This is a genomic window from Streptomyces sp. NPDC000878 (assembly GCF_053599695.1).
Genome location: NZ_JBSFMT010000077.1, coordinates 14448 through 26080, shown reverse-complemented (window position 1 = coordinate 26080; position 11633 = coordinate 14448). Strand labels below are relative to the sequence as shown.

Genomic DNA, 11633 nt, shown 5'->3' with positions numbered 1-11633 from the left:
AAGGCACATCCACGTGAACCTGCGCAACCAGTGGCCGGTCCTGCCCATCGTGGCGGGGCTGGCCTCCGGCCTCCTGACCGGATGCGGCTCGGAGAACGGTGAGCCGGGGGCCGACGGCTCCACCGTGGTGATGGGGATGTCCGACGACGTCCTGGCCACCGACCCGGCCTCCGGCTACGACCCCGGCTCCTGGCTGTTGTTCAACAACGTCTTCCAGTCGTTGCTCAGCTTCCCCAACGGGGGCACCGAACCACAGCCCGAGGCCGCCAAGGAGTGCGCCTTCAGCGACGCGCAGACCAAGGTGTACAAGTGCACCCTGCGCGACGGCCTGAAGTTCAGCAACGGTGACGCGCTCACCTCGGAGGACGTCAAGTTCTCCTTCGACCGCATGCTGAAGATCAACGACGACGCGGGCCCCGCGATCATGTTCCCGATGCTCGACTCGGTGGACACCCCCGACGAGAAGACCGTCGTCTTCAACCTCAAGGTGCCCGACGCCACCTTCCCCAGCAAGATCGCCTCCGGCGCCGGCTCGATCGTCGACCACACCCAGTACGACGAGGACGGCCTGCGCACGGACGGCGAAGCCGTCGGCTCCGGCCCCTACAAGCTCGACTCGTTCGGCGACGAAAGCGCGGTCTTCTCCGTCAACCCGAACTACAAGGGCACCGCCGACGTCAAGAACTCCGGCGTCACCCTCCAGTTCTTCCACGGCGACCAGACCAAGCTGAAGGACGCCCTCCTCGACGGCAAGGTCGACATCGCCTACCGAGGCCTCAAGGCCGGCGACATCGCCGACATCGAGAAGGACAGCGGCGACGAGGGCATCGACATCGTCGAGGGCACCAGCGCCGAGGTCCAGCACCTCGTCTTCAACATGAACGACCCGGTCACCGGAAAGCTCGGCGTACGCAAGGCCATCGCCTACCTCCTCGACCGCGAGGCCCTCGTCGACGAGGTCTACGAGGACACCGCGACCCCGCTCTACTCGATCATCCCGGCCGGCATAGCCGGTCACAACACCGCCTTCTTCGACACCTACGGCGCCCGCCCCTCCAAGGCCAAGGCCCAGGCGGCCCTCCAGGACGACGGCATCACCGACAAGGTCGAGCTGACCCTCTGGTCGACCCCGTCCCGCTACGGCCCCGCCACCGACGACGAGTTCAAGGCCATCGCCAAGCAGCTCAACGCCAGCGGCCTCTTCCGGGCGACCGTCAAGTCCGTCCCCTTCGCGCAGTACGAGAAGGACATCGAAGCCGGCAAGTACGGCGTGTACGTGAAGGGCTGGGTGCCGGACTACCCCGACGCCGACAACTTCACCGCCCCCTTCTTCGGCGAGGGCAACGTCCTCGGCAACAACTACGCCAACAGCACCATCACCGGCACGCTCATCCCCGGCACCGCCGCCGAGAGCGACCGCGCCGCGACCGACGCGGACTTCGGCGAACTCCAGGACATCGTCGCCCAGGAGCTCCCCGTCATCCCGATCTGGCAGGCCAAGCAGTACGCCGTCACCCGCGAGAACGTCTACGGCCTGGAGTACTGCCTCGACGCCTCGACCGTCTTCCGCTTCTGGGAGATCAACAAGGGCTGACCCGGCCGATACGACGACGAGGGCGCCCCTTCCGTTCCAGGAAGGGGCGCCCTCGTCGTCGTACACACAGTGCGGTTGCCGCCTACTGGGCGCCGGGACGCACCAGCCCGCTCTCGTACGCGTACACCGCGGCCTGCACCCGGTCGCGCAGCCCCAGCTTGGTCAGCACATGCCCGACATGCGTCTTGACCGTCGTCTCGCTGACGAACAGGTCGGCGGCGATCTCCGCGTTCGACAGCCCGCGTGCCACCAGCTTCAGCACCTCGACCTCACGCTCGGTCAGCGTGTGCAGGGTGTCCGGCACGGGCTCGTCACCCGACGGCAGATGGCCCGCGTACTTGTCGAGCAGCCGGCGCGTGATGCTCGGCGCGAGCATCGCCTCACCGGCCGCCACCACCCGGATCGCCTGCACCAGCTCGTTCGCCGGCGCGTCCTTCAGGAGGAAGCCACTGGCACCGGCCCGCAGCGCCTCCACCACGTACTCGTCGAGATCGAAGGTCGTCAGCACCAGCACCTTCGCCGGCCCGTCCCGCCCAGGACCCGTGATCTGCCGAGTCGCCTCGACCCCATCCATTCGCGGCATGCGAATGTCCATCAGAACCACATCGGGCTGCAGGGCCCGCACCTGGTCGATCGCCTGAAGACCGTCTCCGGCCTCGCCGACGACCGCGATGTCCTGCTCGGCCTCCAGAATCATCCGGAACCCGGTACGCAGCAGCGGCTGGTCGTCGACCAGTAGAACGCGGACGGCCACGTAAGTCTCCTTCGCTAGGCCCCTTCATTCTGCCTTGCCGACCAACATCGGACGCGACCACGCCCTGCTTTTAGGGGCGCGGGGAACTGCGCGACCAGCCCCCACCGGCCGGCAGACGAATCACAACGCTCCCGGTGGAGCCACACCCACCGGCAACGGATAAGGCGGGGGAGTCCCCCCAAACTCCGGACACACGGCCTGGTGATCACACCAACCACAGAGCTTCGTCGGCCGAGGCCGCCAGACCCCGGACTCCGTCGCCTCCCGGATCGCCTCCCACAAGGAATGCAGCTTTCGCTCCACCCGCTCAAGATCAGCCAGCACCGGGTCGTACGTCAGCACATCCCCACTGCCGAGATACACCAGCTGCAACCGCCGAGGCACCACGTTCTTCAACCGCCAGACGACCAGCGCGTAGAACTTCATCTGGAACAGCGCCCCCTCCGCGTACTCCGGCCGCGGCGCCTTCCCCGTCTTGTAGTCGACGATCCGCACCTCGCCCGAGGGCGCCACATCGACCCGGTCGATGATCCCGCGCAGCCGCAGCCCCGAATCCAGCTCCGCCTCGACGAACAGCTCACGCTCGGCGGGCTCCAGCCGCGTCGGATCCTCCAGCCCGAACCAGCGCTCCACCAGCCGCTCTGCCTCGCCCAGCCAGCGCGCCAGCCGCTCCCCGTCCGGATCGTCCGCGAACAGCTCCACCACCTCCGGCCGCGACTCCCGCAGCCGGTCCCACTGGCCCGGGATCAGCGACTTCGCCCGGGGCGCCGTCCGCTCCGCCGCCGGCGCGTCGAACAGCCGCTCAAGGACCGCGTGCACCAGCGTGCCTCTCGTGGCCGCCTCACTCGGCTTCTCCGGCAACCGGTCGATCACCCGGAACCGGTACAGCAACGGACACTGCATGAAGTCACTGGCCCGCGAGGGCGACAGCGACGACGGCGCGGAGGGCAGCACGACCGGCGAGACGGACTCGGCAGTGCCCTCGGTGCTGATTTCCATGACGACGACCTTACGGCCCACCACTGACAGTGACCCACCCGCCGCCACGACCAGGGCCTGTCCGGCGGATCATGTCGCGGACGCGGGGTCTGGCACGCCCATCTGCGGCGTTGTCGTCGCTCTCCCCCACTCTCGGCTTCGCTCGAGAGGGGGGACCCCCATCGCTCCGCGTCGACTCCCTCCTCCGCCTTGCAGCTGCACGCACCAGACCCCGCTCACCGGCGATGATGCGGCGCCGTTGCTTTCCCGCGACCTGATCCGCCGGACAGGCCCTACACCAGGACACCCCGGCGAACACAGGGGGTGCCGGGGCGGAACACGTCGCGACGGCCGCATACCATCGACCCGAGACCCTTCCGCCCCGGAGCGGAAAAGGGAGACGCATTCGACAAGGGGACACTGTGGACGAGAGCGGCGGGAGCGGGCAGCCGCGCTCCGGCAACGACCAGCCGACCGACCGCCACACCGGGAGTACGGCCCCGGCCACCGACCCCGCACGCCCCGAACCCACGAGCACCGACACCAGGCTCGCCCAGACCGAGAAGCCGACGGAGCCCGCCCGGAACGAGCGGAACGATCGGGACGAACACAACGACAAGCCCACGGAACCCGGCGAACCGGCAGCCCCGGAAGAACCCGCGAAACCGACCGGGCCCACCCCGCCGGACGCGCCCGCCGACACCACCGGCCGCTCCCGCACCACCCCCCGCCTCGGCAAGTCCCGCGCCCCCCAGAAGCCCAAGAAGGAACCCGGCGGCGGACTCCTCATGGGACGCCCCTTCGGCGTACCCGTCTACGTCGCCCCCAGCTGGTTCCTCGTCGCCGCCCTCATCACCTGGGTCTTCGGCGGCCAGCTCGACCGCGTCCTGCCCGAACTCGGCGCCCTGCGCTACCTCGTGGCCCTCTTCTTCGCCGTCGCCTTCTACGCCTCCGTCCTGGTCCACGAACTCGCCCACACCGTCGCCGCCCTCCGCTACAAACTCCCGGTACGCCGCATCCAGCTCCAGTTCTTCGGCGGCGTCTCCGAGATCGAGAAGGAGTCCGAGACCCCCGGCCGCGAATTCGTCCTCGCCTTCGTGGGCCCGCTCCTCTCCCTGATCCTCGCGGGCGTCTTCTACCTCGCCCTCCAGACCGTCGAAGCCGGCACCGTCCCCGGAGTCCTGCTGGCCGGCCTGATGATCTCCAACCTCATCGTCGCCGCCTTCAACCTCCTGCCCGGCCTGCCCCTCGACGGCGGCCGGATGCTCCGCGCCGTCGTCTGGAAGATCACCGGCAAACCCATGAGCGGTACGATCGCCGCCGCCTGGGTCGGCCGCGCCCTCGCCGTCTCCGTCCTCATCGGACTCCCGCTGCTCACCCAGTCCGGCGCCCTCGGCTCCAGCGCCGAGGACAGCGTCGGCATGGACACCGTCACCGACGCCCTGCTCGCCGCCATCCTCGCCGCGATCATCTGGACCGGCGCCGGCAACAGCCTCCGCATGGCCCGCCTGCGCGAACACCTCCCGGAACTCCGCGCCCGCAACCTCACCCGCCGCGCCGTCCCCGTCGAGACCAACACCCCCCTCTCCGAGGCCCTGCGCCGCGCCAACGACGCCGGCGCCCGCGCCCTGGTAGTCGTAGACCCCGACGGCGAACCCCTGTCTCTCGTCCGAGAGGCCGCCATCGTCGGCGTACCCGAGCACCGCCGTCCCTGGGTCTCCGTCAGCGGCCTCGCCCAGGACCTCACCGACGGCATGCGCGTCTCGGCCGAACTCTCCGGCGAGGAACTCCTCGACGCCCTGCGCGCGACCCCCGCCACCGAATACCTGGTCGTGGAGGAGTCCGGCGAGATCTACGGAGTCCTCTCGGCGGCCGACGTGGAACGCGCCTTCGTCAAGGCCATGGCCCGCCCGAACTAGAGAGCACGGCTCTCCTGAAGCCGGTGTCGCAGGTTCTCGTCCTGCCGGGGCTCGCGACGCCAGGAACGGGCGGCCAGGCGCTCGACGAGCAGGTAGTGGACGAGCAGCGCCAGGAACCAGGTCACCACGCCCCCGACCAGGAACAGGGCGAGCGGACTGAGCCCCGCCTGGCCGCGCCGCAGCAGCCAGTACACGGGCAGGTGCAGCAGAAACAGGCTGTACGACATACGGCCGATCTCCGTGAGCAGACCGCCCGACAGCAGCCGCACCAGAGGACCCCGATCACCGCAGAGCACCGCCGTCAGCAGACCGGCACCCAGCACGACCCCGACCACGTACCGGCTGTCGCCCTGCTCCCCGCCCCGCAGGACGGCCGCCACCGCCAGGGCTCCCGCAGCGGCGAAACCGGTCACCATCAGCAGCACGGCCCCTGGCCGGGACACCGCACGGCCACGACGCTCAGCCAGATGAACCAGGCACGCGGCAACCGCACCGGCCGGCAACGCGACCGCCTGTACGCCGGAAACGACGCCCAGATCGGGCAGCGCCCCGCATGCCGCAGCGACGGTCACCGCCCCGCCGAGCAGGGCGACGACCAGCGCCACCGGGGCCAGCCGACGCCGGGCCAGGAGACAGAGGCCCGCCAGCACAAGTGACCACGCCAGCATGGAACGCGCGGTGACCTCCACCAACCACAGCGGAGCAAGCGGCGCGTCCGGCAGGGGGACGGCACCGAGCGGCCACCCCCGCAACCACGCGGCCCACCCACCATGTCCGAGTGCCCAGTACGCAGCGAGGGTCATGCCGACCGACACCAGCAGCGCGGGCAGCAACCGCTTCGCGCGACGGCCCAGGAAGCCGACCACGCCGGTCCTCCCGGTGGTGGTCGCCCGACGGAGCAGCGGCAGGGTGGCGAGGAAACCCGAGAGCACCAGCAGGACGTCGACACCCGCACCGGCCCAGGAGAAATACGGCCCGCCCACTCCGGTGTCGTGCAACAGAACGGCCAGCACAGCCGCGCCCCGCAGCCCGTCCACAGGGGAGAATCGCCTCCCACTGGCCTCCTGCCCGGAATCCGGCCTTGGCTCGCCTTCGGGCGCGGGCCCGGCGGCAGGCAGCGCGGGGGATCGGGTGAGGGCCGCGGAGGGAGTGCTGCCGAGCGGTCCTCCGAACGCGACCGGTCCCACCTCGACGTCCGATGCCGGCCAGGCCATCGGTTCCCGCTCCGCGGCCGGTGTCACGTCGTTGCCCGGCTCCGGCCGGACGACCGGATGCAGATCCGCGATCCGTCCCGCCCCGACACTCCGGGGCCTCCCGGCGGTCTGAAGAGGCACGGTGTCATCTGGAGCCCCTTTGGTTGGCGCCCCTTCCGCCGACGGATGGGGACGGGAACCGTACTCGCCCCAGAAGCGCTCTTCGTTCATCGCGGCCAGTCCCGGAAGCAGGAGGCGACAACGGCCTCGGCCGGGCGCCCGAGGAAGGAGGCGCGGGAGACGGCGTCGGCTCCCGCCGCGGGGTCGGCGTGGAAGTCGAGGTTCCACCAGTACAGGCCGGCCATGTCCCGGTCCCGGGCGACCTGACAGGCCGCCGCGAACCAGCGTTGCTGCACCGTCTGGTTGAGCTTCCCCTCGCCCTTCCAGACGGCCGGGTGCCGATAGGCGCCGTCCTCGGCGATGATGCCGACCTCGCTCAGCACGATCCGGGGCAGCTTCCCGGTGCTCTTGCGGTCCAGCCAGCGCTGCCAGCCCTCGGCGATCTCCGCGACGGAGGCGTCGTCGCCGAGCCGGGGGAGGGGGAAGTAGGCGTCCACGCCCAGGTGTTCGACGGGCACGGGGACATGCCGGGAGACGTAGTCGTCCCAGTTGGCGTCGTAGGACAGTTCACCGGTGAACGACCTGCGCGCGGTGGCGATCAGCGAACGCCAGCGCGGATCGTCCTCCAGCGAGGTCAGCTCCGCCCCGACGACGAACGTGCTCGCGTGATGCCGGGCCGCGAGCGTGAGATACGGCGCCAGGAAAGCCTCGTACGACCGGAACCAGGCCGCCCGGTCCGCCGGGGCGAGCGACCCGCGCCAGGCCAGGGGATCCCGGGCCACCAGGCTCCGCTCGTCGAGAAGCGGACGCACGGTGATCCGCAGCCCGGCCGCCGCCGCGGTGTCCAGGAGCATCCCCAGATGCCGTACCGAGGGCGTCTCGGCCGAGGCACCGACCCGGCTCGCCGTGGGCCCGGCGGTCGCGAACGGAAACGTCACCGAGACCGCGTTCATGTCCTTGCCGACCATGTAGTTCACCAGCCGCAGCGAGTCGGCCCGCACGGACGCGTCCGTCTCGCCCGGGTACGTGTACCAGAGCACCTGCGCCCCGAGCTGAGGGTCCCCACGCCGCCAGGGCCGGGCGACCCGCGCCGGAGCAGGGGTCTCGGCCGCCGACGCGGACGCTGACGCCGATGCGGACGGTGTGGTCGGCTCCGGAGCACCGGCTCCCAACGAGACGCACCCACTCGTGAACAGAAGGGCGGGGAGGGAGAGGAGAGCGAGGCCACGCAGACCCCGAAGACGTGTACGCATCCCTCAGGCCGGCTTCGCGATCACGACGAACTGGTTCTCCACGCCCCGCAGACACCGCAGCAGCCCCCGGAACGAACCGGCCGCCTCCCACAACGCGAAGAACGGCATCAGAGCGACCACCGCCATCGGCTCCCACCACAGCCGACGGCCGTTGGCCGACACCGAGGCGTTGATCTTCAGGCCCTCCCAGTACATCCACACCGCGTACCCCATGGTCACCGCCCACAGCGGCAGGATCCACGGCGTGACCGGCGAGGTGTTGAGGTCGCCGAGCAGCGCGCCCACCGCCAGGACGACCCCGACATGCTGGAACGGCCCCATCACCCACGTCGTCACGCTGTACATGAGCAGCGCCCTCGAACGGCGCGGCAGACTCCGGTTGAAGGCCAGCCCCACCAGACCCCACGACCAGCGCTCCCGCTGCTTCAGGAAGTCCCGCATGGTCGCCGGGGACGCCCCGTAACTGCGGCCGGAGAACCAGTCGCTGCGCCCCTTGTAACGGCTGGCGAAGACCAGGGCCAGATGAGCGTCCTCGCAGATGGAGTCAGGCCCGAAGTCCCAGCCGATCGTGGCCTCGATCGACGCACGGAGCAGCAGCAGCTCGCCGTGCAGCCCGGCCAGCGGGGTACCGCCGCCGGTGAGGACGGCGAAGCGGGCGATGTCGTCGGCGGGACGTATCGCGTCGGCCAGCCACGTCAGCCGGTTCACCGCGTTCTCCCGCGGATACGTCAGCATCCCCTGCGCCAGATGCTTTCCGTCGGGACCCGCGCGCCGCTGGGCGTTGATGAACCGGGCGACCTGCTCGGCCGTGTCGGGACCGACCCCGGTGTCGTCGTCCATGTGCAGCACCCACACGTCGTCCAGGGCCTCACCCTCGGCGATGCGCAGCTCATGGGCGTAGTGGTTCGCGCGCGCCTTGAAACGGGTGCCATTGGGTGTGCGATAGGCCTTCGGCACGGTGACCACGCGAATCAGCGGGCTGCGGGCCGCCAGGGCGTCGATGCGCTCGGCCGCCTCACAGCCCTCCTCCGTCAGGACGTCGATACGCAGCGCGGGAAACCAGCCCGGCAGGAACGCGCAGTACGACAGCACCGACCGCTCCAGCGCCGGATACGTGTCGTGCCGTCCAATGGTCGGCACGAGCACGACGAGCCGGTCGTGCAGCGCCGGAGCCGCACCGGCCCAGCCCCGCTGACGCGCGATACGGCGCCGGGTCAGCACGGCACCGGTGACACCGACGAGCGAACTGACGACGGGCAGCGTCCACAGGACGGTCACCACCCAGCCCATCAGAGTCTGCCTGGGGGAGTACAACGCGGAGGAGAAGACGTAGGCGAGACCCGCGGTGACCAGGAACGGCAGGAAGCCCGGCTTCCACACCGCCTGACGCCGCACCATCCGCGCGGTACGGCGGGACGGGAAGACGTCGACGCCGTCGGCGGAGGTGGCCATGATCACCCACTTGTGTACGTAAAGAAAGAATCATCACCAAGGGCCGGAACACCCCCGAAGCACCCTCGAAGCGCTAAGCGGAACCATGCACGCCGATTGTGGATTTTGTGAAGATGATTCCTGTCACAGCACAGGACACCCGACCCCGGTCCCTCATCCACCGACGCGATGGTCGGCGGCCCCCGCCAACACCAGTAGGCTGTTCACATGTCCGAACCGACCGGTGCCGCCCGCAGGCGCGGGCCCTTCAAGGTCGGGGACCAGGTACAGCTGACCGACCCCAAGGGCCGCCACTACACGTTCACGCTCGAAGCCGGAAAGAACTTCCACACCCACAAGGGTTCCTTCCCGCACGACGAGCTGATCGGCGCACCCGAGGGCAGCGTTGTCCGCACCACCGGAAACGTCGCCTACCTCGCGCTGCGCCCCCTGCTCCCCGACTACGTCCTGTCCATGCCCCGCGGCGCCGCCGTGGTCTACCCCAAGGACGCGGGGCAGATCCTGGCCTTCGCCGACATCTTCCCCGGCGCACGCGTCGTGGAAGCCGGCGTGGGCTCCGGCTCACTCAGCAGCTTCCTGCTGCGCGCCATCGGCGACCAGGGCATGCTGCACTCCTACGAGCGCCGCGAGGACTTCGCCGAGATCGCCCAGCAGAACGTGGAACGCTACTTCGGCGGCCCCCACCCCGCCTGGCAGCTCACCGTCGGCGACCTCCAGGACAACCTCAGCGACACCGACGTCGACCGCGTCGTCCTCGACATGCTCGCCCCCTGGGAATGCCTGGAGGCCGTCTCCAAGGCCCTCGTCCCCGGCGGCATCGTCTGCTGCTACGTGGCGACCACCACCCAGCTCGCCCGGACCGTCGAGTCCATCCGCGAGATCGGCTGCTTCAACGAGCCGAGCGCCTGGGAATCGATGGTCCGCAACTGGCACATCGAGGGCCTCGCCGTCCGTCCGGACCACCGCATGATCGGCCACACCGGCTTCCTGCTCACCGCCCGCCGCCTCGCCGACGGCGTCGAGCCCCCCGTCCGCCGCCGCCGCCCCTCCAAGGGCTCCTACGGCGAGGACTACTCCGGCCCCAACGCCGACGGCGGCAACGGCCGCTGACCGCGTCAACGCACGAACACCGTGGCCGAGTTCCCGCAGTACACCGGGAACTCGGCCACACCGCTCTCCAGTTGACGCCACAACAGCACCAGTGCCGACACCGGACCCACGCACCCCGCCGTTCCCTCGCACTGTGACGTGTGGCACTATGCGGGACACCCCACCGGTACAGCCCTCCACGGGAGACACTCCGAGTGCAGCACTCCGCCGTCCCGGAACTGGCACACACGCACACCCGCCCCATCCACTGGCTCGCCACGGCCACCGCCCTCGCCGGAGTCGTCGCCCTCTCCTCGGCCCTCCAGCCGGACTCCGCCACCGCGGCCCAGGCAGCCGGCCCCGGAGGAAAGCCCGCCGCAGCCGTGGCACCCCCCGACCCCACCGGCGTCGACTTCCCCCTCCAGTGCGGCCCCCTCCCGATCCTCGTCCAGGAAAAGGCCACCGGAGACCTCGACGGCGACGGCAGACCCGAAACGGTCGCCTCCGTACGCTGCGACGCCGGTTCCGGCACCCCGCCCAACGGCGTGTACGTCCTCACCCAGGCGGCCGACGCCGAGCAGCCCCGCCTCGTCGCGACCCTCGTCGACCCCAAGGACCGCCTCACCGTCACCGACCTCACCGTCAGTGCCGGCGCCGTCACGGCCACACTCCTCGGCTACTCGTCCCTCGACGTCCCCAGATGCTGCCCGGACGTCGACGAGCGCGCCAAGTGGCAGTGGAAGAACGGCGCGTTCCTCCGCTCGACACCCGCCAGCGCACAGAGCGTGTGAACACCCGCCGGCCGACCGGCAGGCGGCCACGGAACGTACGTACGGCGAACACCGTGTGAGAAATCAGACAGGGGCATTACGAGAATCAGCCGACGGTGGCGCGGAGTGGTCGGACGATCACTCCGCGTCCGGGCCGAAAACCTCGACCCTGTCCGAAACTCGACGTACGTGAATACAGTCGCCCGGACACTCCTTCGCGGAGTCCACCACATCGGTCAGCAACGGCAGCGGAACCGGCGTCGTCGCCCCCGGGGCCTGCAACAACTCGTCCCCGGGGCTCTTCACGTACGCCAGCCCGTCGATGTCCAGCTCGAAGACCTCAGGCGCGTACTGGACGCAGATCCCGTCCCCCGTACACAGGTCCTGATCGATCCAGACCTCCAACGCCTCGGCGCCTGTCCCGGCCTCCTCCTGCACGGTCATATCTCCTGCCGTTTCTGCCCCGAGCAAGACAATCCGACGGCAAGTCGGCCCAGCTCTGGCGGGTGTT

The 11633-nt window shown here is 70.0% G+C and carries 10 protein-coding genes; 4 read left to right on the top strand and 6 right to left on the bottom strand.

The annotated features are described in order from the left end of the window. Positions 1-13 precede the first annotated feature (13 nt). A complete protein-coding gene (locus tag ACWDR4_RS41520) occupies positions 14-1594 on the top strand; it encodes an ABC transporter substrate-binding protein (RefSeq protein ID WP_450416286.1) in 1581 nt (526 codons plus the stop codon). 82 nt (positions 1595-1676) lie between these two features. On the opposite strand, the gene ACWDR4_RS41515 is transcribed toward ACWDR4_RS41520, so the two are convergent. Continuing rightward, entirely contained in the window at positions 1677-2348 is a 672-nt protein-coding gene (locus tag ACWDR4_RS41515) for a response regulator (RefSeq protein ID WP_105974642.1), read from the bottom strand. A gap of 120 nt (positions 2349-2468) precedes the next feature. Next, positions 2469-3347, bottom strand: coding sequence for a RecB family exonuclease (locus ACWDR4_RS41510; RefSeq protein ID WP_450416283.1), 879 nt, complete (start codon positions 3345-3347; stop codon positions 2469-2471). 401 nt (positions 3348-3748) lie between these two features. Here ACWDR4_RS41510 and ACWDR4_RS41505 point away from each other — a divergent pair, with 401 nt between their 5' ends. After that, positions 3749-5245 carry a site-2 protease family protein gene (locus ACWDR4_RS41505; RefSeq protein WP_450416282.1) on the top strand — a complete coding sequence of 499 codons (1497 nt, stop codon included), beginning with the start codon at positions 3749-3751 and terminating at the stop codon, positions 5243-5245. Here the strand turns inward: ACWDR4_RS41505 and ACWDR4_RS41500 are convergent. The 3 genes from ACWDR4_RS41500 to ACWDR4_RS41490 form a co-directional block, all read right to left on the bottom strand. Then, positions 5242-6459, bottom strand: a complete 1218-nt coding sequence (locus ACWDR4_RS41500; protein WP_450416280.1) for an acyltransferase family protein — start codon at positions 6457-6459, stop codon at positions 5242-5244. The two genes, ACWDR4_RS41505 and ACWDR4_RS41500, sit on opposite strands and share 4 nt — an antisense overlap. 206 nt (positions 6460-6665) lie before the next feature. After that, positions 6666-7598, bottom strand: coding sequence for a glycoside hydrolase family 113 (locus tag ACWDR4_RS41495; protein ID WP_450416278.1), 933 nt, complete (start codon positions 7596-7598; stop codon positions 6666-6668). 216 nt (positions 7599-7814) lie between these two features. Beyond that, entirely contained in the window at positions 7815-9263 is a 1449-nt protein-coding gene (locus ACWDR4_RS41490) for a glycosyltransferase family 2 protein (RefSeq protein ID WP_450416277.1), read from the bottom strand. A 207-nt stretch (positions 9264-9470) separates the two neighbouring features. Here ACWDR4_RS41490 and ACWDR4_RS41485 point away from each other — a divergent pair, with 207 nt between their 5' ends. Together ACWDR4_RS41485 and ACWDR4_RS41480 are read left to right on the top strand one after the other, a co-directional pair. Beyond that, the gene (locus ACWDR4_RS41485) at positions 9471-10373 is read left to right on the top strand and encodes a tRNA (adenine-N1)-methyltransferase (RefSeq protein WP_450416275.1); all 903 of its coding nucleotides are present in this window, start codon (positions 9471-9473) and stop codon (positions 10371-10373) included. 194 nt (positions 10374-10567) lie between these two features. Beyond that, positions 10568-11143, top strand: coding sequence for a hypothetical protein (locus ACWDR4_RS41480; protein ID WP_450416273.1), 576 nt, complete (start codon positions 10568-10570; stop codon positions 11141-11143). Between the two features lie 117 nt (positions 11144-11260). On the opposite strand, the gene ACWDR4_RS41475 is transcribed toward ACWDR4_RS41480, so the two are convergent. Then, positions 11261-11566, bottom strand: coding sequence for a ferredoxin (locus tag ACWDR4_RS41475; RefSeq protein ID WP_450416271.1), 306 nt, complete (start codon positions 11564-11566; stop codon positions 11261-11263). Positions 11567-11633 lie beyond the last annotated feature (67 nt).

Bases quoted from the DNA above. Each gene is read 5' to 3' on its own strand.
- ACWDR4_RS41510 (WP_450416283.1), bottom strand. From the start codon at position 3,347: ATGGAAATCAGCACCGAGGGCACTGCCGAGTCCGTCTCGCCGGTCGTG.
- ACWDR4_RS41500 (WP_450416280.1), bottom strand. From the start codon at position 6,459: ATGGCCTGGCCGGCATCGGACGTCGAGGTGGGACCGGTCGCGTTCGGA.
- ACWDR4_RS41490 (WP_450416277.1), bottom strand. From the start codon at position 9,263: ATGGCCACCTCCGCCGACGGCGTCGACGTCTTCCCGTCCCGCCGTACC.
- ACWDR4_RS41485 (WP_450416275.1), top strand. From the start codon at position 9,471: ATGTCCGAACCGACCGGTGCCGCCCGCAGGCGCGGGCCCTTCAAGGTC.
- ACWDR4_RS41475 (WP_450416271.1), bottom strand. From the start codon at position 11,566: ATGACCGTGCAGGAGGAGGCCGGGACAGGCGCCGAGGCGTTGGAGGTC.